19 protein-coding genes are annotated in these 19,444 nt (G+C 72.1%); 9 read left to right on the top strand and 10 right to left on the bottom strand.

What is annotated here, in order from left to right:
- The first annotated feature begins 66 nt into the window (after positions 1-66).
- Both clpB and FHS22_RS01985 read left to right on the top strand, forming a co-directional pair.
- On the top strand, positions 67-2,649 hold the full coding sequence (gene clpB, locus FHS22_RS01990; RefSeq protein ID WP_184937774.1) for an ATP-dependent chaperone ClpB: 2,583 nt from the start codon (positions 67-69) through the stop codon (positions 2,647-2,649).
- Between the two features lie 88 nt (positions 2,650-2,737).
- The gene (locus tag FHS22_RS01985; protein WP_184937772.1) at positions 2,738-3,367 is read left to right on the top strand and encodes a hypothetical protein; all 630 of its coding nucleotides are present in this window, start codon (positions 2,738-2,740) and stop codon (positions 3,365-3,367) included.
- Positions 3,368-3,376: 9 nt separating this feature from the next.
- Here the strand turns inward: FHS22_RS01985 and FHS22_RS01980 are convergent, their stop codons facing one another.
- Positions 3,377-3,916, bottom strand: a complete 540-nt coding sequence (locus FHS22_RS01980) for a tetratricopeptide repeat protein (RefSeq protein ID WP_184937770.1) — start codon at positions 3,914-3,916, stop codon at positions 3,377-3,379.
- Positions 3,917-4,081: 165 nt separating this feature from the next.
- Between FHS22_RS01980 and FHS22_RS01975 the strand changes: the two genes are divergently transcribed.
- On the top strand, positions 4,082-4,561 hold the full coding sequence (locus tag FHS22_RS01975) for a hypothetical protein (protein ID WP_184937768.1): 480 nt from the start codon (positions 4,082-4,084) through the stop codon (positions 4,559-4,561).
- 5 nt (positions 4,562-4,566) lie between these two features.
- Here the strand turns inward: FHS22_RS01975 and FHS22_RS01970 are convergent, their stop codons facing one another.
- The 4 genes from FHS22_RS01970 to FHS22_RS39120 form a co-directional block, all read right to left on the bottom strand.
- The gene (locus FHS22_RS01970) at positions 4,567-5,214 is read right to left on the bottom strand and encodes a TetR family transcriptional regulator (protein WP_184937766.1); all 648 of its coding nucleotides are present in this window, start codon (positions 5,212-5,214) and stop codon (positions 4,567-4,569) included.
- 45 nt (positions 5,215-5,259) lie between these two features.
- Positions 5,260-6,366 (bottom strand): CapA family protein, encoded by a 1,107-nt coding sequence (locus FHS22_RS01965; RefSeq protein WP_184937764.1) that lies wholly within the window; start codon positions 6,364-6,366, stop codon positions 5,260-5,262.
- Positions 6,367-6,545: 179 nt separating this feature from the next.
- A complete protein-coding gene (locus FHS22_RS01960; protein WP_184937762.1) occupies positions 6,546-6,752 on the bottom strand; it encodes a DUF397 domain-containing protein in 207 nt (68 codons plus the stop codon).
- 64 nt (positions 6,753-6,816) lie between these two features.
- Positions 6,817-7,677, bottom strand: coding sequence for a helix-turn-helix domain-containing protein (locus FHS22_RS39120; RefSeq protein ID WP_184937760.1), 861 nt, complete (start codon positions 7,675-7,677; stop codon positions 6,817-6,819).
- A gap of 620 nt (positions 7,678-8,297) precedes the next feature.
- Between FHS22_RS39120 and FHS22_RS01950 the strand changes: the two genes are divergently transcribed.
- The 5 genes from FHS22_RS01950 to FHS22_RS01930 all read left to right on the top strand — a co-directional run bounded on the left by FHS22_RS01950 (position 8,298) and on the right by FHS22_RS01930 (position 13,022).
- A complete protein-coding gene (locus FHS22_RS01950) occupies positions 8,298-8,525 on the top strand; it encodes a hypothetical protein (RefSeq protein WP_184937758.1) in 228 nt (75 codons plus the stop codon).
- A complete protein-coding gene (locus FHS22_RS01945) occupies positions 8,512-9,150 on the top strand; it encodes a hypothetical protein (protein ID WP_184937756.1) in 639 nt (212 codons plus the stop codon). The genes FHS22_RS01950 and FHS22_RS01945 overlap by 14 nt, the downstream gene beginning before the upstream one ends.
- 94 nt (positions 9,151-9,244) lie before the next feature.
- A complete protein-coding gene (locus FHS22_RS01940; protein ID WP_184937754.1) occupies positions 9,245-11,410 on the top strand; it encodes a molybdopterin-dependent oxidoreductase in 2,166 nt (721 codons plus the stop codon).
- 101 nt (positions 11,411-11,511) lie between these two features.
- Complete coding sequence (locus FHS22_RS01935; protein ID WP_260407617.1) at positions 11,512-12,066, top strand: HD domain-containing protein; 555 nt, start codon at positions 11,512-11,514, stop codon at positions 12,064-12,066.
- A gap of 134 nt (positions 12,067-12,200) precedes the next feature.
- Positions 12,201-13,022 (top strand): Rieske (2Fe-2S) protein, encoded by an 822-nt coding sequence (locus FHS22_RS01930; protein WP_260407568.1) that lies wholly within the window; start codon positions 12,201-12,203, stop codon positions 13,020-13,022.
- A gap of 130 nt (positions 13,023-13,152) precedes the next feature.
- On the opposite strand, the gene FHS22_RS01925 is transcribed toward FHS22_RS01930, so the two are convergent.
- The 4 genes from FHS22_RS01925 to FHS22_RS01910 form a co-directional block, all read right to left on the bottom strand.
- Positions 13,153-13,383, bottom strand: coding sequence for a hypothetical protein (locus FHS22_RS01925; RefSeq protein ID WP_184937748.1), 231 nt, complete (start codon positions 13,381-13,383; stop codon positions 13,153-13,155).
- 28 nt (positions 13,384-13,411) lie between these two features.
- Positions 13,412-14,191, bottom strand: coding sequence for a sulfite exporter TauE/SafE family protein (locus FHS22_RS01920; protein WP_184937746.1), 780 nt, complete (start codon positions 14,189-14,191; stop codon positions 13,412-13,414).
- A gap of 78 nt (positions 14,192-14,269) precedes the next feature.
- A complete protein-coding gene (locus tag FHS22_RS01915; RefSeq protein ID WP_184937744.1) occupies positions 14,270-15,310 on the bottom strand; it encodes an SPFH domain-containing protein in 1,041 nt (346 codons plus the stop codon).
- Between the two features lie 93 nt (positions 15,311-15,403).
- Positions 15,404-16,198 (bottom strand): ABC transporter ATP-binding protein, encoded by a 795-nt coding sequence (locus tag FHS22_RS01910; RefSeq protein ID WP_184937742.1) that lies wholly within the window; start codon positions 16,196-16,198, stop codon positions 15,404-15,406.
- 63 nt (positions 16,199-16,261) lie between these two features.
- On the opposite strand from FHS22_RS01910, the gene FHS22_RS01905 reads away from it, so the two are divergent.
- Positions 16,262-16,981 carry a hypothetical protein gene (locus tag FHS22_RS01905; protein WP_184937740.1) on the top strand — a complete coding sequence of 240 codons (720 nt, stop codon included), beginning with the start codon at positions 16,262-16,264 and terminating at the stop codon, positions 16,979-16,981.
- A 12-nt stretch (positions 16,982-16,993) separates the two neighbouring features.
- On the opposite strand, the gene FHS22_RS01900 is transcribed toward FHS22_RS01905, so the two are convergent.
- Positions 16,994-19,378: a serine/threonine-protein kinase gene (locus tag FHS22_RS01900; RefSeq protein ID WP_184937738.1), complete on the bottom strand. Its 2,385-nt coding sequence runs from the start codon at positions 19,376-19,378 to the stop codon at positions 16,994-16,996.
- Positions 19,379-19,444 lie beyond the last annotated feature (66 nt).

Raw genomic sequence — 19,444 nt, 5'->3', positions numbered from 1 at the left:
TGCGCCGGGCAGGCCACCAGCCGCTGTCCGCCCGACAACTGCATACGAATCCGGGGGATTCCGTACATGGACTACAAACTCACGCAGAAAAGCCAGGAGGCGGTCTCCTCCGCCATCCGGCGCGCCGCCGCCGAGGGCAACCCCGAGGTCGCGCCGGTCCACCTGTTCACCTCCCTGCTCGCCCAGCCCAGCGGCACCGCCGTACCCCTGCTGGAGGCCGTCGGCGCCGACTGGAAGCAGCTGCGCGCCGAGGCCGAGCAGCAGCTCGCCGCCCTGCCCAAGGCGCAGGGCTCCACGGTCGGCGCCCCGTCGAGTTCCCGGCAGCTGCTCACCTCGCTGAACACCGCGGCGCAGCGGGCCCGCCAGCTCCAGGACGAGTACGTCTCGACCGAGCACCTGCTGGTCGGCCTCGCCGCCGACGGCGGCCCGGTGGCCCAGTTGCTGAAGTCGCGCGGGGCCACCCCGGAGACGCTGCTGGAGGCGTTCGAGAAGGTCCGCGGGCACGCCCGGGTGACCAGCGCGACCCCGGAGGACACCTACAAGGCGCTGGAGAAGTACGGCGTCGACCTGACCGAGCGGGCCCGTGCCGGCAAGCTCGACCCGGTCATCGGCCGCGACTCGGAGATCCGCCGGGTCATCCAGGTGCTCAGCCGCCGGACCAAGAACAACCCGGTCCTCATCGGCGAGCCCGGCGTGGGCAAGACCGCCGTCGTGGAGGGCCTCGCCCAGCGGATCGTCGCCGGCGACGTGCCCTCCAGCCTGAAGGACAAGCGCCTGGTCGCCCTCGACCTGAGCGCGATGGTCGCCGGCGCGAAGTTCCGCGGCGAGTTCGAGGAGCGGCTCAAGGCCGTGCTCACCGAGATCAAGGAGAGCGAGGGCCAGGTCGTCACCTTCATCGACGAGCTGCACACCATGGTCGGCGCGGGCGCGGCCGAGGGCGCGATGGACGCGGGCAACATGCTCAAGCCCATGCTGGCCCGGGGCGAGCTGCGGATGATCGGCGCCACCACCCTCGACGAGTACCGCGAGCGCATCGAGAAGGACCCCGCGCTGGAGCGCCGCTTCCAGCAGGTCTACGTGGGCGAGCCCAGCGTCGAGGACACGATCGCGATCCTGCGCGGGCTCAAGGGCCGCTACGAGGCCCACCACCAGGTGCAGATCTCCGACGGCGCGCTGGTCGCCGCCGCCGCGCTCTCCGACCGCTACATCACCTCCCGGTTCCTGCCGGACAAGGCGATCGACCTCGTCGACGAGGCCGCCTCCCGGCTCCGCATGGAGATCGACTCCCGTCCCGTGGAGATCGACCAGCTCCAGCGGAACGTCGACCGGATGAAGATGGAGGAGCTCGCGCTCGCCAAGGAGACCGACGAGGGCAGCATCCAGCGGCTGGAGCGGCTCCGCGCCGAGCTCGCCGACCGGCAGGAGGAGCTCAACGGCCTGGTGGGCCGCTGGGAGCGGGAGAAGGCCGGGCTCAACCGGGTCGGCGACCTCAAGAAGCAGCTCGACGAGACGCGGATCGCCGCCGAGCGGGCCCAGCGCGACGGCGACTTCGAGGCCGCCTCCCGGCTGATGTACGGCGAGGTGCCCAAGCTGGAGGCCGAGCTGGCCGCGGCCAGCGCCGCCGCCGAGCCCGAGGAGGCCATGGTCAAGGAGGAGGTCGGCTCCGACGACATCGCCCAGGTCATCTCGGCCTGGACCGGCATCCCCGCGGGCCGCCTGCTGGAGGGCGAGACCGCCAAGCTGCTGCGCATGGAGGAGGAGCTGGGCCGCCGCCTGATCGGCCAGCACGAGGCCGTCCGGGCCGTCTCCGACGCGGTGCGGCGGGCCCGCGCGGGCATCGCCGACCCCGACCGGCCGACGGGCAGCTTCCTGTTCCTCGGCCCCACCGGCGTCGGCAAGACCGAGCTGGCCAAGGCGCTGGCGGACTTCCTGTTCGACGACGAGCGGGCGATGACCCGCATCGACATGAGCGAGTACGCCGAGAAGCACAGCGTGGCCCGGCTGGTCGGCGCCCCGCCCGGCTACATCGGCTACGAGGAGGGCGGCCAGCTCACCGAGGCCGTGCGGCGCAGGCCGTACACCGTGGTGCTGCTGGACGAGGTCGAGAAGGCCCACCCGGAGGTCTTCGACATCCTGCTCCAGGTCCTGGACGACGGGCGGCTCACCGACGGGCAGGGCCGCACGGTCGACTTCCGCAACACGATCCTGATCCTCACCTCCAACCTCGGCTCGCAGTTCCTGGTGGACCCGAAGCTGAGCAAGGAGGCCCAGCACGACTCCGTGATGGAGGCGGTGCGGGGGCGGTTCAAACCGGAGTTCCTCAACCGGCTCGACGACGTGATCCTGTTCGAGGCGCTCGGCACCGAGGAGCTGTCCAGGATCGTGGACCTGCAGGTGGCGCACCTGGCCAGGCGCCTGGCCGACCGGCGCCTCACCCTCACCGTGTGCCCGGCGGCGCGCGAGTGGCTGGCGCTGACCGGCTACGACGCCCTGTACGGCGCCCGCCCGCTGCGCCGGCTGGTGCAGTCGGCGATCGGCGACCCGCTGGCCAGGAAGGTCCTCTCCGGAGAGGTCCAGGACGGCGACGAGGTCGTGGTGGACCTCGACGAGGCGAGGGACTCGCTCTCCATCACCTCGGTAAGGGATTGACCAGCGTAAAGTCAAGAGCGCCCCGGGAAAGGCCCTGGATGTTACCTTCGGCAGTCGGCGGACTACCGAAGGTGACAGGGGGGTGCGCGTGTCGAACGCATCGAGGAACATCCGCGGGGTCCTTGCGACCGTGACGCTCGCGGCACTCGTGGCCGGGGCGGGAACGGCGGCGACCGGCCCGGCCGCGGATGCCGCGGTCCGGGCGGCGGCCGCCGACGGGGCACAGGTCCCCGGCGACCGCATGCCGCTCTCGCCGGTGGACCGGCTCGCGCGCCTCGCCGACCTGCGGGGCCTCTCCCGCGCCTCCGCCGTCATCAGCCTGGCCGACGCGGGCGGTGTCGCGGCGGGCATCGGCTTCCCCGCCCTGCCGTTCGGGCTGCCCGGCTATCCCGGCCTGAGCGGGGTGGAGATCCTCGCCCCCATCCCGGACCTGCCCGGACTGCCGGGCGCGCCGGGGCCGTACTTCTTCCGCGCCGGCGTGCCGTCGATCCCCGAGCTGCGGGACGCGGCCGGCGTGCTGTCGAACGGGACGGTCCTGGCCCTGCCGGCGCCGCAGCCGCCGGTCCCGCGGCCCTCGGCCGGGCCGGTCCCCCGGCCGGCCGCGAGGGACCGCGCGGGCGAGCCGGCGCCGCCCGCGGCCACGACCATGCCGGAGGAGCGCAGGGACGCTCCGCGGCCGATCCTGCGCCGGGTCCTCCCCGAGCTGTCCCTCGGCTGATCCCGGCGCTCAGAGCGAGAGGTCGAGCAGCGCGTCCAGCTCGTCCTCCGGGAGACCGAGATCCACCCGGATCAGGTAACGGGTACGGAGCAGCGCGGCGCGTTCCCCGCTGTCCCGTGCCGCCGCGCGGGCGCCCTCCGTGGCCCACACGTGGGCCTCCCGCAGGTGCCCGTAGGCGGCCAGGGTCTCGGCGACGGTGAGCGCGGTGGCGGGGGAGACCTCGCCGCCGCCCCGGAGCGCACCGATCACCTCGCGGGCCTCGTCCGGCCGGTCGAGCTCGAAGAGGGTGTCGGCGATCCCCGCCCGCGGATCGGCACCCGTCTCCCCGCCGTCGTCCACCGCCCTCTGGAAGCAGTCGAGGGCGCGGGCCGGCTGCCCGGCCTGCCGCCACGCCTCCGCGGCCAGCACGAGGATCGCCGCCCGCGGGACGTCGCCGGACACGTAGGCCTCGACCAGGGCCTCCAGCCTCCGGGCGAGGCTTTCGTGGTCGTCGGCGAGGAGTGCCCGCTCAAGCAGTCGATCAAGGTGCTCACGTGTCACATGCGCCACAGCGTGAGCGTACCGAGCGAGGCTCTGTCCCGTCCGCCCAATAGCAGGTATCGGTTAAGCAACCACATGTCCGTAATTGACGGTGCAGTGCGTCCACCCTCGGGCAGACGGGCATATGAGGGGCGTCTCCCGGTGGCCGGGGTGATGCCGTACGAAGGAGCTGCGATGGGTGTGTCCAGGCAGGCGACCTTCACCCTGGCCTGCGTGGCCCTCCTGTCCGTCCTCGTCCCCGGCTGCGCCGGGTACCTCTCGGCGCGGATGGAGGCGCTCGACCAGGCCCACCTCAGGCTCTCCGCCCTGGAGGAGCGGCTGCGCGAGGCGAACACCACCCAGGCGCGGATGACCGTGGCGGCCGTCCCCATCCCCTGCGAGACTCCGTCGCGCCCGCGGCCGGCACCGCCGCCCGCCGAGGTCGTCCCCGCGACGGCCGGCGCCCGCGAGCAGGAAGCCAGGGCGGAGGAGCGCGAGCACCGGCGCAGGGTCCGGGAGGAGCGCACCGAGCTGATCTCCTCGGTCCGGGAGGCCATCCGCGGCACGATCGCCAGGGAGCACGGCACCGGGCCGGGACAGGCCGGGCCGCCGTCCGGCAGGCCGCTGGCGGAGACCTCCGGCGGCTTCCGCTCCTCCCGCATCCCGCTGGGCTGAGGGCCTCAGCCCGCGGCGCCGGCGAACTGGCGGTTCAGGTAGCCGCGGATCAGCCGTTTGGCCTCCGCCACGATCTGCGGCGCGCCGTCCGGGTCGTGGCGGAAGGCCAGCTTCAGCACGGCGTCGCCGGCCTCGACCGCGACCATGATGGCCAGGTCGAACTCCTCGCTGTCGGCGAGGCCGTACTCCTTCAGGAGCAGGCCGCGGAGCCGCCCGGCGATCACCGTGTTGTTGTCGGAGACCCCGTCGAGCAGGTGGAGGTCGACCACGTCGCCGAAGTGCAGGACGCGGAAGCCCGGCACCGTGCGGTGCATCTCGACGTACTCGTCGATGATCGCGTCGACCGCGTCCCACCAGCCGCCGTAGTCCTCGGAGAGGAAGCGCCTGCCGATCCGGGACATGAACCGCTCCACGTGACGCCGGGTCACCGCCTGGGTGATGGCCCGTTTGTCCGGGAAGAACTGGTAGACCGAACCGATCGCGACACCGGCGCGCTCGGCGATCCGTGTGGTGGACAGCGCCTCGTAGCCGATCTCGTCCAGCAGATCGGCGCACGCGTCGAGCATGCGCTCGACGCGCCGCGCGCTCCGCCTCTGGGTGGGCTGACGCCGCAGGGGAACTTCACCGGGTTCCTCGACAGGCAGGGTGGACACCCCACCATCTTGCCCGCCGATTCCCTCCGGGTCAGGCCCTACGGATCAATCGGCAGATTTGCCCGGCTTCGCGCTCAGTCCCGTGCACCCGCGCAGCGCCTTCCAGCCCGCGACGGCCTGCCGCTGGGCGGTGCCGGTGAGCGGGACCGGCACGCCGCCCTGGATGACGGCCGGGGTCCACTGGTCCTTGAGCACGTCACGGCCGTTGATCGTCAGCGTGAGCACGCCGGTCCTGCCGGTCTCGGGTCCCCAGTTGTAGAAGACGAAGTTGCCCAGGCCGTAGTTGACGTAGGCCTTCTTCAGGTAGCCGCCGCCCAGCAGGATGTGCGCGTGCCCGCCCACCACCACGTCGGCCCCCGCCGCGACCAGCTTGGGCGCCAGGCCGCGCTGCGCCTCGTTCGGGCACTTCTGCAGCTCGGTGCCCCAGTGCAGGTGGACGATGACGGTGTCGGAGTCCCTGCGCGCCCTGCGCACCTCCTGGATGAGCCTCGCCTCGTTCTTGGCCGAGGCCAGCCCGCCCTTGTTCCCCTTCGCCGTCCAGGCCGTGATGAACTCGGCGTCCAGCACCTGGGTCGCGCCGATGACCGCCACCCGGTTGCCGTTGACGGTCGTCCGCCACGGCTTGTACGCCTCGGCCTCGTTCTTGCCGACGCCCACCACCGGGAACTTCGAGCGCTTGATCGCGGCCAGCGAGTCGGCCAGCCCGCTCTCCATGTAGTCCATGCCGTGGTTGTTGGCCAGGGACGCCACGTCCACCCCGGCCGCCTTCAGCGCGGTGAGCGCGTTGGCGGGGGCGCGGAAGGTGTACTGCTTGCCGGGGGCGGGGGTGCCGCCGGTGGTGATCGCGGTCTCCAGGTTCACCATGGCGAGGTCGGCCCTGCGCAGCACCTTGGCGATCGGGCCCAGCGCGGTGCGCGGGTTCGCGTCGAGCCTGGTCCGCAGGACCCCCTCGAAGTGCACGTCGCCGCCGAAGGAGATGGTGTACGGCCTGCGCTCGGGAGTGGGGGTCGCCTCGGCCGAGGCGGTCGGCTTCTCGGCGACGTCCGGCGCCGCTTCCGGGCTGGAGGACTCGGCCGCGGTGCAGGCCGCGGCGAGCAGGAGGGAGACAGCGGCGGCGGAGGCCACACCGAGGCGGCGGGTATACGTGTTCATCGCTCTCCGAGCATGCCATCCCGGGCGCGGTGAGTGGGACGACTCGCCCATCCGCGACCGCGGCGGGGACCTCGGCCGGGGCCTCCGTCCCGTCTGATCGATCCGTCCGGTCAATCCGTTGAGGTACGGCCTGTGCCTTGCCTCGCGAGGTGCAGGCCGTACCCGTTCCCATGCGTCTGTCAGACGTCGAACTCGCCGTCCTTGACACCGCCGACGAAGGCGTCCCACTCCCCGGGGGTGAAGACCAGGACCGGCCCCTGCCGGTTCTTGCTGTCCCGGACGCCGACGCGCCCGCCCGGAAGGTGGGCGATCTCCACGCAGTTGCCGTTGGCGGCGCTGCGCGCGCTCTTCCGCCAGACGGCGCCTGACAGATCGGCTTCGTACATGTCACTCTCTCCTTTAACGGGAAGCGTCTTCGATTCCCGCTGGGACGGCCGCACGAAATGCCGTCTATCTCCAACGTTCTTCGATGGTTTTTTCGATGAGCTCCCGAGAGGCGTCGGCGCCGAAGGCCTCCGCCTGGAGATGGCCGAAGGCGATCTCGTAGCCGAAGACCATCTCCTCGTCCTCCACGAACCGGGCACTGTGCAGTGACTCGAGGTACACGACGTCGTGGAACTCGGGAAACTTCAGGTGGAAGAAGGAACCGGTGTTCACCGGGTGCTCACTGTTCAGCGGCAGGATCTGCAGCCGGATGTTCGGCCGTCGCGACAGCTCGACCAACCGCTCGAGCTGACCGCTCATCACCGACGCGCCGCCGAAACGGCGCAGGAGCACCGACTCGTCCAGCACCATCCACAACGTGAGCGGATCGGTGTTCCGCAGAATGAGGTCCTGCCGGGCCATCCGTGCCTCGACCCGGCTGCGGAACTCGCCGGGAGGGATCCGCGTGATCGCCTGTGTGGCGCGGATGACCTCTCGGGCGTACTCCTCGGTCTGCAGGAGGCCCGGTACCAGCTGGGGTTCCCAGCTCCTGGCCGACACCGCCTCCACCTCCAGCCCCAGCAGCGTGGTGTATTCCTGGGGCAGGGAGTCGGAATAGTCTTCCCACCAGCCCTTGCGGGTGGCGTCCCGATGAAGTTCTAGCAGCTCGCGCCGGTGAACATCGCCGACTTCATACAGTTGGGTGAGGGCTTCGACATCGCTTTTGCGAGGCATGGTCTTGGCGTTCTCGATCCGGCTGACCTTGGACGCCGACCACTTCAACCTCGTCGCGACGTCTTCACCGCTCAGGTCGCGGCGCTCACGCCACCGGCGCAGCTCCTGGCCGAGCCTGAGCCGACGAAGCGTTGGGCTCCCACGCTCGGGCACCGTCCGCCCCCCTCACGATATGAAGGTGTATCGCCACAGGGCTCCTCAAGAGTCCCGATCGGAGACTCGCGCGCTCATCGTACACTGCAAGTTGCAGGGAATGCTGCGCCCGTTCTCTCAGTATTACTCCTCCGAACCTTGCCACAAGGCTTCCGTGAGAAGAGGGTTGTCTATAGAACCTTCGCACGGTCGGGAGAGGGGTGGCGTGAGGATTTCCTCCGCATCAGCGGCACCCTGCGGCTCAGGAGCCGCTTCTCCTCCCGTCCGTCGCCCGCGGCGGCGCGCCGTTCTTCCGGACCCTCCCGTTCATGCAACTTGCACGACAGGTTGCGCTGGAATTATCGAAAAAACCTTGAGCGCAGCTGTTGTCGGATTTGACATTTAGAGGGACCATCTGCTTAGGAAGGGTCCGCTTACGCCGCGACCACGGGGGCGTCTCGGATCCGCCGGCGACTTCCGGGGAGGCTCACGTTCAGGGAGACGGGAAGAGAAAAGCAGGCGACGGCTCACGGTCGCACGCATCGCAAGGAACCCCTAACGGGCCAACAATGCACCGGGCCGGCGGCCACCAGCCCGGTTGCCACAAGAGCTCCGCATCGACGCCACGGAAGGAGCCTCCCATGTACGTCCACGGTATCAATGGGATCTCCGGAGTCAAAACATGGGTCGCCCGCCTGATCGACCGGGCGGACCGAGAACTCTGCATGGACCAGGACGAATGGGCTTACCGACTGGGCTGGACCGTCAGAAGGACCGGCTTCGGCGCCCGCCACTACCGCAATCCCCTGTTCGATCTGCAGAAAGCAGAGCGCATCTACTCCGGGGACGTGGAGAATGTCGCCGCGTAACCCCCGGAACGACCCCTACCGGCCGCTGGGCGGCGCCGGACCGCTCCAGCGGCCCGCGCTTCTGGTACGGCTCTGGCGGTGGCGGACGGAGATCGTCCTCGCGGCCGTCGTCGCCGCCGTCGCGGTCCTGGCGGCCGCCGCCCTGCGCGAGGGCGACTGGTGGCCCTTCCTCGCGCTGACGAGCACCGTCTCGGTCCCCGCCGCCAGCCGCTCGGGACGCGACCGGGTCCGCTCCCGCCTCAACTGCCTGACCTCCCGCCACCGGATCCAGCGGGTCTGCCTGGAGACGTCCATGCACACCCGGACCGGCCGCATCCCGCTGATCCTGCGGATCAGCCCCACCGCCGCGGGCGAGAGAGCCGTGATCATGCTCAGGGCCGGGATCTGCGCGTCCGACGTCCGGGCGCACGCCGAGGAGATCGCGGCGGCGTGCTTCGCCCGGCGGGCCGTCGTCACCCGGCACCCCAGATGGCCGAACACGGTCGTCGTAGAGATCGTCCGCAGGGGCGCCACCACCCCTGACGGGCTCTCGGCCGACTTCGAGCGGCTCTACCTGGAGGCCGGAATGACCGCTCCGCGCGGGCAGGACCCGCCGGACGACCGCCACCTTCCGCGGGCCGCCTGACCGCCCGCGTGGAAGCCCCGGACGGGGATCCGGGGCTTCCCTTCGTCCAGGCTCCCGGTCATGATGAGTCCATTCGTCGAACCCAGGAGTCCCGATGAGAACCGCGCACCGGACCTGTCCCCTCTGCGAGGCCGTCTGCGGCCTGCGGCTCACGCTCGACGACACCGGGCACGTCACCTCGGTCAAGGGCGACCCCGACGACCCCTTCTCCAAGGGCTTCATCTGCCCCAAGGGCGCGAGCCTCGGCGCCCTCGACGAGGACCCCGACCGGCTGCGCGTCCCGATGATCCGCACCGGCGGCGAGTGGCGCGAGGCCGGCTGGGACGAGGCCTTCGAGGCCGTCGAGCGCGGCCTCGCCTCCGTGACCGAGGCCCACGGCCGCCAGGCCGTGGCGGTCTACCTCGGCAACCCGAACGCGCACACCATGGCCGGGGCCCTGTACAACCCCCCGCTCATCAAGGCGCTCGGCACCCGGAACGTCTTCTCCGCCAGCACCGCCGACCAGATGCCCAAGCACGTCTCCTGCGGCCTGATGTTCGGCGACCCGCTCGCCATCCCGGTGCCCGACCTGGACCGCACCGACTACCTGCTGATGCTCGGCGCCAACCCGCTGGAGTCCAACGGCTCGCTCTGCACCGCCCCCGACTTCCCCGGCCGGCTGAAGGCCCTGCGCCGGCGCGGCGGCCGGTTCGTGGTCGTCGACCCCCGCCGCACCCGCACCGCGGCCCTCGCCGACGAGCACCTGTTCGTACGGCCCGGCACCGACGCCTACCTGCTGTTCGGCATCGTCCACACGCTCCTCGCCGAGGACCTCGCCGCGGTCCGGGTGGAGACCGCGGGCCTGGCGGAGCTCCGCGAGCTGGCCGGGGAGTTCTCCCCCAAGGCCGTGGCCGAGGTCTGCGGAGTGCCCGCCGAGACGATCGTGCGGCTCGCGCACGAGCTGGCCGCGGCCCCCACGTCCGCCGTCTACGCCCGCATCGGCACCTGCACCGCCGAGTTCGGCACCATCGCGCAGTGGCTGGTGGACGTGATCAACGTGCTGACCGGCAACCTCGACCGCCCCGGCGGCGTCATGTTCGCCAAGACGGCCGTCGAGCTCGGCCGCAGGAGCAGGCCGTACACCACCGGGCGCTGGCGCAGCCGCGTGCGCGGCCTGCCGGAGGCCAACGGCGAGCTGCCGGTGGCCACCCTCGCCGACGAGATCGAGACGCCGGGCGAGGGGCAGGTCAGGGCGCTGGTCGCGGTGGCGGGCAACCCTGTGCTCTCGGCGCCGAACGGGACCCGGCTGGACCGGGCCTTCGCCGGCCTGGAGTTCATGGTCGCCGTCGACCCGTACCTCAACGAGACGACCCGGCACGCGCACGTCATCCTCCCGCCGCCCCCGGTGCTGCGCTCACCGCACTACGACCTGTCCCTGCTGTTCGTGGCGGTGCGCAACTACGCCAGGTTCTCCCCGCCGGTGCTGCCGCCGGAGCCGGGGCGGCCCTCGGAGTCGGAGATCCTCGCCCGGCTGGCGATGATCGCCTCGGGGCAGGGGGCGGGCGCCGACCCGGCCCTGCTGGACGAGCTGATCCTCGACCAGATGCTGCGCCGGGCCGTCGAGACGCCCGGCTCGTCCGTCGAGGGCCGGGACGCGGCCGAGCTCCGCGCCGGGCTGGACGGGGAGAGCGGGGCGGAGCTCCGGCTGGACGCGATGCTCAAGCTCGGCCCCTACGGGCTCTCGCTGGCCGCGCTGCGCGAGCACCCGCACGGCATCGACCTCGGCCCCCTGCAGCCCCGGCTGGCGGAGGTGCTCCGCACCGCCTCGGGACGGGTCGAGCTGGCCCCGCCGCAGCTGGTCGAGGACGTCGCACGGCTGCGCGGGCGGCTGGACGCGCCGCCGGCGGAGATCGTGCTGATCGGGCGGCGGCACCTGCGCTCCAACAACAGCTGGCTGCACAACGTGGGGCCGCTGGTCGGCGGGAGCAACCGGTGCACGCTGCAGATCAACCCGGCGGACGTGGCCCGGCTCGGGCTCGGCGGGCACGCCCTGGTGCGCAGCGCGGCCGGGGAGCTGACCGTGCCGCTGGAGCCGACCGACACGATCATGCCCGGTGTGGTGAGCCTCCCGCACGGCTGGGGGCACGCCGGGACCGGGCAGCGGGTCGCGGCCGAGCACGCCGGGGTCAGCGTGAACGCGCTGACGGACGAGTCCGCGGTCGACGTGCCCTCGGGCAACGCCGTGTTCAACGGGGTTCCGGTCACGCTCACTCCCGCCTGACCGCATGGCCGATCGGGAAAGAACCTCCGGCTCGGACTAGGCTTGCGCAGGTGACCACCCCTCCAGGACAGGACCGCCTGCACGCCCAGCTCGCCTTCGCCATGGAAATCGACAAGCTCAGACGCATCGTCCGCCGCAACACCCTGATGGACGGGTCGCGGCGGGAGAACGACGCCGAGCACTCGTGGTACGTCGGCATGCTGGCGATGGTGCTGGCCGAGCACGCTCCTCCGGGGACGGACATGGACAGGGTCGTCGCGATGCTGCTCGTCCACGACATCGTGGAGATCGACGCCGGCGACACGTTCATCTACGACAGCCCGGCCGTGGAGGCCCAGCTCGGCATCGAGCGCAAGGCCGCCGACCGGATCTTCGGGCTGCTCCCCGAGGACCAGGCCAAGCGGCTGCGCGCGCTCTGGGACGAGTTCGAGGAGCGCGTGACGCCCGAGGCCCGCTTCGCCAAGGCCCTGGACCGGATCGCGCCGATCATGGCCAACCACCACAACGAGGGCGGCACCTGGTCGCTCTACAAGGTCACCGCCGAGCAGGTGCTGGAGAAGGTGCGGATCATCGAGGAGGGCTCGCCGACGCTCGGCGCCTACGCCACCGAGATCATCGAGCTCTCCGTCAGGCGTGGACATCTGGCGCGTGCATAACGCGCTCCTGGGGTAGGTCCCTAATTGCTTGAGAGGGGGCGATGGTGAAGGAAACAGTGAACACGGGGCGCCGGAGCCTCAGACGACTGGTGCCCCCGATCGATCTCCCCGGCCGGATCGAGAGATCGTCACGGATGGACCGGCCGATCCGCGGGCTCGCCAAGGCCGTGCGCCGGAAACTCGGCCCCGGGCCGCTGCGCGACGCGCTGCACGGGGTCCCGACCGGCAAGCCCCTCCATCCCCCGCTGGCCACCTTCAGCCTGGGCTGCCTGCTGGCCACCGCCGTGCTGGACCTGGCCAGGGTGGAGCCCCGCGCGGCGCGGGTGATGCTCGCCACCGGGCTCGGCGGAGTGCTGCCCACCGCGGCGGCCGGGATCACCGACTGGTCCTCCCTCCACCGGGAGCAGCAGCGCGTCGGATTCGTGCACGCGCTCGCCAACGTGACCGCGATCGGCCTCTACGCCGGCTCACTGGCGATGCGCCTGGCCGGACGCGAGCGGACCGGGCGGAGCCTGTCGTTCGCCGGGCTGGCCGCGGCGGGCCTGGGCGGCTACCTCGGCGGGCACCTGGCCTACCGGCAGGCGGCCGGGGCCAACCACGCCGAGTCGGTCACCCACCTGGTCCCGCTCGGCTGGCACGACCTATGCGCCCTGAAGGACCTGCCGGACGGCCGTCCGGTCGCCCGGCGGCTGGGCTACATCGACCTGTTCGTGCTCCGGGTCGGCGAGACGGTGAACGTGCTGGCCGACCGCTGCTCGCACCTGGCCGGCCCGCTCCACCAGGGGCGGCTGATCGCCGACGACGGGACCACCTGCGTGGTCTGCCCGTGGCACGGGAGCACCTTCCGGCTCTCGGACGGGGCCGTCGTGCACGGTCCCGGCACGGCCCCCCAGCCGGCCTTCGAGACGCGGATCCGCCGCGACGGCATCATCCAGGTCCGCCCCGCGCAGGCGTGAGCCCGGGGCGGGACCGCGCCACCGGGTCCCGTGCCGGCGGCCCCGTACCGCCCACCCCGCCCGCCGGGGCGCTGCGGGCGGGGTTCCCGAGCCGCCGAACGCCTCGGGACCGCCCGGGCCCGGTCCGGCGTCAGTCGTCGGCCGCGCCGTCCGCGGGATGCTCGACGAGGGCGAGGATCCGGCTCGACATGAACCTGGCGGTCCGCACCGCCGTACCGCTCCGGGTGACCTCGCTCACCTCGACCACGCCGCCGCGCTGGTTGGCGATCTCGACCCGGCGGCCCGCCTTGGTCGCTTCGACCTCGTAGGTTCGCGAGGTGTCCCCCGCGTCGATGACGATCTCTACCCTGTCACCCTTCACGCCGGATTTATACCCGTAGCTGGTTGTTTTACCCGTACACCAGTTTGACTATGGCGGCGACGCCGACGCAGACGATGAACCCCCGCAGCACCGGGGCCGGCAGCTTCCGGCCCACCCGGGCGCCGAGGAAGCCGCCGATCGTCGCGCCCGCCGCCACCAGCAGCACCGCCGTCCAGCTCACCGAGGCGGCGGCGAACAGGTCCAGCGTGTCGGCGAGGATGAACAGCACCGCCGCAATCGCGTTGACCAGGAGGGAGAGCACGTTCTTCGCGGCGTTGACCCGCTGCAGGTCGTCGTCGAGGAAGATGCCGAGCAGCCCGATGAGCAGCACGCCCTGGGCCGCGCCGAAGTAGCCGCCGTAGATCCCGGCCGCGAAGACGCCGAGCCAGAGCCAGGGGCCGCCGTGCGGGTGGTCGTGCTCGCGCCGGGCGCTCACCCAGGCGCCGAGCCTCGGCTGGAGGACGACCAGCACGCACGCCAGGCCGATCAGGAGCGACACGACCACGGTGAAGGTGCGTTCGGGCAGGGAGAGCAGGAGCACGCCGCCGATGAGGGAGCCGAGCAGCGACCCGAGCCCCAGCCGGACCAGCCGGTCGCGCTGCCCCTTCAGCTCGGCGCGGTAGCCGAGCGCCCCGGTCAGCGAACCGGGCACCAGCCCGATGTTGTTGGAGACGTTGGCCACGATCGGCGGCAGCCCCACCGCCACCATCGTCGGGAACGTGATCAGCGATCCGGAACCGACGACGGCGTTGATGCCCCCGGCCCCGACTCCGGCCGCGAAGATCGCGACCGCCTCCCACGGCGTCATGAACGCCCTCCTCACTCGTACGGCTCGCGCCCGTGACCGGTGCACGGCACTTCACCGCACCTTAGGAGAGGGACGTCCCTACCCGGCGGCGGGGGTGTCCTTTCCCGGCAGGTCCCGGCCGGGGAGGTCGGCCCGGTCGATGCCCGCGGCCCCGGGAGACCTGGGCTCCGGGACCCCCGGGATCCCGTCGCCGCCGGTCGTGTCGCCGGCCGTGCCGGCGGCGTTCGCGAACAGGCCGCCCAGCCCCTCCAGGGCCCTGCCCATCTCCGAGGGCACGATCCACAGCTTGTTGGCGCCGCCCTGAGCGATCTTCGGGAGCATCTGCAGGTACTGGTAGGCGAGGAGCTGCTGGTCGGGCTTGCCCTCGTGGATGGCCCGGAACACCATCGCGATCGCGTCGGCCTCTCCCTTGGCCCGCATCGCCTTGGCCTCGGCCTCGGCCTGGGCCTTGAGCACCGCGGCCTCGGCGTCGCCGCGCGCCTTGAGGACCACGGCCTGCTTCTGTCCCTCGGCGGTGAGGATCGCCGCCTGCTTCTGTCCCTCGGCGGCGAGCACGGCGGCCCGCTTGTCGCGGTCGGCGCGCATCTGCTTCTCCATCGAGTCCTGGATGGAGGCCGGCGGATCGATCGCCTTGAGCTCGACCCGGTTGACCCGGATCCCCCACCTGCCGGTGGCGTCGTCGAGGACCCCGCGGAGCTCGGTGTTGATCTCCTCGCGGGAGGTCAGCGTGCGCTCCAGGTCCATGCCGCCGACCACGTTGCGCAGCGTCGTCACGGTGAGCTGCTCGACGCCGATCAGGAAGTTGGCGATCTCGTAGGTGGCGGCCCGCGGGTCGACGACCTGGAAGTAGATCACCGTGTCGATGGAGACCACGAGGTTGTCGGAGGTGATGACCGGCTGCGGCGGGAACGAGACGACCTGCTCGCGCAGGTCGATCGTGCCCTTGATCCGGTCGATGAAGGGGACCACCAGGTTGAGCCCGGGCAGGAGCGTGCGGTGGTATCTTCCGAGCCGCTCCACGATCCCCGCGGTGGCCTGCGGGACGATGCGGACCGTCCGGATCAGCGCGAACCCTGCGACGGCCACCACGACGAGGGCGGCGATGAGCGATGGTCCCATATGGCCACTCCGGACGGTCGAGTCAGGTGGATCTCTCGTCCCCGAAATGATATTTCGTTTTACTTTTCTTGACGCGGAGCACGCCGTAACGACTCAGAACTGATGCGCGCGGGCGTACCAGCGGCCGTCGGATCCGCGCTCCAGGCCCAGCGGGATGCCGAAGGTGCGGGCGAGGTTGTCGGCGGTCATCACGTGCTCGATCGGGCCCTGGGCGACCACGGAGCCGTGCCGGAGCAGCAGGGCGTGGGTGAATCCCAGGGGCACCTCCTCCACGTGGTGGGTGACCAGCACCATCGAGGGGGCCTTGGGGTCGTTCGCGAAGGTCGACAGGCGGCGGACCAGGTCCTCCCTGCCGCCCAGGTCCAGCCCGGCGGCGGGCTCGTCCAGCAGGAGCAGCTCGGGATCGGGCATCAGCGCCCTGGCGATCTGCACCCGCTTGCGCTCGCCCTCCGAGAGGGTGCCGAACCGGCGCCTGATCAGGTGGGCGCAGCCGAGCTGGTCGATCAGCTCGACGGCCCGGGTGACGTCGTTGGAGTCGTACTCCTCCGTCCAGCGGCCGAGGATCGCGTAGGACGCGGTGAGCACCAGGTCGATGACCTTCTCGTCCGGCGGCACCTTCTCCGCCAGCGCCGCGCTCGCCAGCCCGATCCGGGGCCGCAGCTCGAACACGTCGGTCTGCCCGAGCCGCTCGCCCAGGATCTCCACGACGCCCTCGGTGGGGAACAGCATCGCCCCGACGACCTGGAGCAGCGTGGTCTTCCCCGCGCCGTTGGGCCCGATGACGACCCAGCGCTCGTCCTCGTGGACGGTCCAGTCGATGTCCCTCAGCAGGGCCGCCCCGTCTCTGCGGACGGTGACGTCCTGTAGCCGAAGCACCTGACCGCCCATGCCCCACGCCTCCTTGGATCGCTCGTACAAACCTATTGCAGGGCGAGGACATATCGTGGACCGGTGCACCCTGATTCACCGATCTCGGCCACACTGGTCTGCTGGGGCAACGCCTGGCTCACCCGGCAGGCCGGTCTCGACGAGGCCGTCGACCGCGCGGAGCGGCAGGCCGGCCCCCAGCTCGTCGCCGCCGCCGACGGCGACGTCCCGCTCCGGAGCTTCCTGGCCGGGCTGCGCGGCGAGGGTCTGGCGTCGCTGCGCCTGGCCCTCCCCGTCGCGGGCGACCCGCTCGGGCTCACCGGCCCGCCCCCCTTCAACGCCGCGGCCATCGAGGCCGGGCAGGCGGCGGTGGCCGTGCTTCCCGGCAGGTGCCTCGGACTGGTCCCGGTGCGGGACCGCCGCGGATCATCGTACGCCGGAGTGCGCTGGAGCGTGTTCGAGGCCTCCCCCGCCGTCCCCGACGTGCCCTCCCTCGCCGAGGCCGAGCGCGACCTGACCCTCACGATGCACGCGGCGACCGACGCCCTGCGCGGCGTGGAGGGGCCGGCCCAGGGCCACCGGCGGACGACGGTCGGGAGCGAGGGCCTCGCTCCCGGGTACCCCGCCCGCGCCCACCGGGTCGCCGCCCTGGCCGCCCGCCTGTCCGCCGCGCTGCGGGCCGCCGACGACCGGGGGCTCACCTCGGGCCAGGTGGCCGTGCGGAGCCAGGCCCTGCGCGACCTCGACCGCGCGGTGCGGCGGGCCCGCGTGGCCGCCCACCACGCCATCACCGAGCTCGTCTGACCGGCCCCCCGGTCAGCTCAGCGCCAGCTTCCAGATCTTGACCGTCCGGTCCTTGCCCGCCGAGACGACGGCGGGGCGGCCGTCCACGGTGACGACGTCCACCGAGTAGACGCCGCCCTTGTGCGCCTTGACGGCCTTGCCGAGCGGCTCGCGGGCCACCGGGTCCCAGAGCCTGACGGTGCCGTCGGTGCTCCCGGAGACCAGCACCGTGCGGCCCTCCACCTGGCCGAAGGCCAGGGAGTAGACGTTGCCCTTGTGGCCCTTGAGGGGCTTGCCGATGGTCTTGGCCGTCTTCGGGTCCCAGATCCTGATCTGCTTGTCCTTGCCGCCCGAGGCGACCACCGGCCGGTCGCCCAGCGTGCCCGTGGCGACGGAGAAGACCGCCTTGTCATGGCCCTTGTAGGTCTTGCCGTACTGCTTCTTGCGGGTCAGGTCCCAGACCTTGAGGGACTTGTCGGCGCTGGCGGACACGACCACCGTGCGCTCGCCGACCTTGCCGAAGGCCAGCCAGTTGACGTCGTTGCGGTGCGCCCGGATCGCCTTGGTCTGCCGGCGGCTCTTGAGGTTCCAGACGTACAGCATGCCGTCGCCGTCGCCGGTGACGGCCACCGGCGCGCCGTTGACCTGGCCGGCCGCGACCGCGAAGACCGCGATGGGGTGGTGACCCAGCAGCCTGCCCTTGCGCGTCTTCAGGTTCCACAGGCGGACGGTGTGGTCGTAGCCGCCCGTCACCGCGTACGGCGTGCCGCCGACGGTGACGGCGGCGACCGCGTAGATCTCGCCCTGGTGGCCGCGGAGCCGGTGCAGCGTCTTGTGCGCGGCCGGATCCCAGATGCGCAGCGTCCCGTCCTGCCCGCCGGAGACCACGACCCGCCGATCACCGATCTTGGTGTCGGCGAGCGACTGGACGGCCTTGCCGTGGCCCTTGAGCGCCTTGCCGTCCTGCCCGTCGAAGGCCACCGTCGCGGGCGTCTGCTCGGGAACGGGCGTCTGCTCCGGGGCGGGCGTCGAGGCGGGCGCGGGGGTGGAGGAGGGGGTCCGCGCCGGGGCCTGCTGCGCGCTGCTCTCGGCCTGTGCGTTCTGCCGCACGACGGGGTCCGGAGAGTGGTCCAGCGTGTTCGGCACGGTCACCAGCACCCCGGCGGCCAGGGCGAGCGCGCCCGTCAGCACCCCGGCCACCAGGAGGGCCCGCCTGCGCCGCGACCGTCCCTCGCCCGCCGGGCCGGGGACCGCGCCGGGCAGGATCCCGGGTGCCGGAGGGGGGAACGCACCCGCCGCCGGGGCTCCCTGGGGGTGGCCGTAGGGGGAGCCCGGCGGGTACCCGGCGGAGGACGCGAAGGGGGTGCCGGACGGCGGGGCGCCCCGGCCTCCCCCGGCGTCGAAGGCGCTCACCGGGTCCAGGCCGGAGGGCCGTACCCAGCGGGTCTCCTCGGCTCGCGGTCCCGCGTGCGGCGGAGCGAACACCGGGCCCGGCCCGGGAGCGGGGGGCGGACCGGGGTCCGGGGCGGGGTGCGAGCCGGCCGCGGCCCGGGAACCGGCGTCCAGGGAGCGGTCGAGGTCGGCATCGGCGGCCGCCGCCGTCTCCTCCGCCTGGCTGTCCAGCAGGGCGAACAGCACCTCGGACGCGCTCGGCCGCTCCTCGGCCCGCTTGCTCAGGCAGGCGGTCACGATGGGCCGCAGGTTGTCCGGGAGCGCGGACAGGTCCGGGTCCTCGTTCATGACCCGGTAGATGACGGCGGGCAGGCTGTCCTGGCCGAAGGCGGGCCGCCCGGTCGCGGCGAACGCCATGGTCAGCCCCCAGCTGAACATGTCCGAGGGGGGCTCGACGCGCTGCCCGGCGACCTGTTCCGGCGACATGTAGGCCGGAGTGCCGACCACGCCGCTCGTCATGGTCAGCGCCGAGTCCAGCGCCCTGGCGATGCCGAAGTCGATGACCCGCGGGCCGTCGGAGCCGAGCAGCACGTTGCTCGGTTTGAAGTCGCGGTGCACGATCCCGGCCCGGTGGATGGCGGCCAGCGCGGTGACCGTGCCGACCGCGAGCCGGTACAGGGCGTTGCCGGCGCGCGGCCCCTCGGTCTGCACGACCTTCTGCAGGGAGACGCCCTCGACGAGCTCGCTCACGATGTAGGGGCTGTCGCCCTCCATGTGGGCGCCGATGACCTGGGCGGTGCAGAACTGGGCCACCCTGCGGGCGGCGGCGACCTCGCGGAGGAAACGGTCCCCGTCGATGCCGGTGTTGCTCAGGCGGGGGTGGAGCAGCTTGATCGCGACCATCGTCCCGTCGGCGGCCCGCCCGGCGTAGACGATGCCCTGGGCGCCCTCGCCCAGCCGCCCGACCACCTGGTACGAGCCCAGAGTCCGTGGGTCTCCCTGGCGCAGCGGCTGCGTATCCGGCACGTGAACCTCCCCGTCCTTGAGCCGTGAGTCGCCGGAGTCCCCTGAGAACACCCAACATATGCGAAT

Source organism: Thiemannella venezuelensis (genome assembly GCF_014203605.1).
GTDB classification, from domain to species: Bacteria; Actinomycetota; Actinomycetes; order Streptosporangiales; family Streptosporangiaceae; genus Planomonospora_A; species Planomonospora_A venezuelensis.
Note: the sequence above shows the minus strand (reverse complement) of the source record. Positions and strands in the feature narration are given on the sequence as shown.

Excerpts from the sequence above, each read along its gene's own strand:
- FHS22_RS01930 (WP_260407568.1), top strand. The coding sequence starts at position 12,201 with ATGGACCGGCCGATCCGCGGGCTCGCCAAGGCCGTGCGCCGGAAACTC.
- FHS22_RS01975 (WP_184937768.1), top strand. The coding sequence starts at position 4,082 with ATGGGTGTGTCCAGGCAGGCGACCTTCACCCTGGCCTGCGTGGCCCTC.
- FHS22_RS01935 (WP_260407617.1), top strand. The coding sequence starts at position 11,512 with ATGGAAATCGACAAGCTCAGACGCATCGTCCGCCGCAACACCCTGATG.
- FHS22_RS01910 (WP_184937742.1), bottom strand. The coding sequence starts at position 16,198 with ATGGGCGGTCAGGTGCTTCGGCTACAGGACGTCACCGTCCGCAGAGAC.
- FHS22_RS01965 (WP_184937764.1), bottom strand. The coding sequence starts at position 6,366 with ATGAACACGTATACCCGCCGCCTCGGTGTGGCCTCCGCCGCCGCTGTC.
- clpB (WP_184937774.1), top strand. The coding sequence starts at position 67 with ATGGACTACAAACTCACGCAGAAAAGCCAGGAGGCGGTCTCCTCCGCC.
- FHS22_RS01950 (WP_184937758.1), top strand. The coding sequence starts at position 8,298 with ATGTACGTCCACGGTATCAATGGGATCTCCGGAGTCAAAACATGGGTC.
- FHS22_RS01945 (WP_184937756.1), top strand. The coding sequence starts at position 8,512 with ATGTCGCCGCGTAACCCCCGGAACGACCCCTACCGGCCGCTGGGCGGC.
- FHS22_RS01960 (WP_184937762.1), bottom strand. The coding sequence starts at position 6,752 with ATGTACGAAGCCGATCTGTCAGGCGCCGTCTGGCGGAAGAGCGCGCGC.
- FHS22_RS01920 (WP_184937746.1), bottom strand. The coding sequence starts at position 14,191 with ATGACGCCGTGGGAGGCGGTCGCGATCTTCGCGGCCGGAGTCGGGGCC.
- FHS22_RS01915 (WP_184937744.1), bottom strand. The coding sequence starts at position 15,310 with ATGGGACCATCGCTCATCGCCGCCCTCGTCGTGGTGGCCGTCGCAGGG.
- FHS22_RS01940 (WP_184937754.1), top strand. The coding sequence starts at position 9,245 with ATGAGAACCGCGCACCGGACCTGTCCCCTCTGCGAGGCCGTCTGCGGC.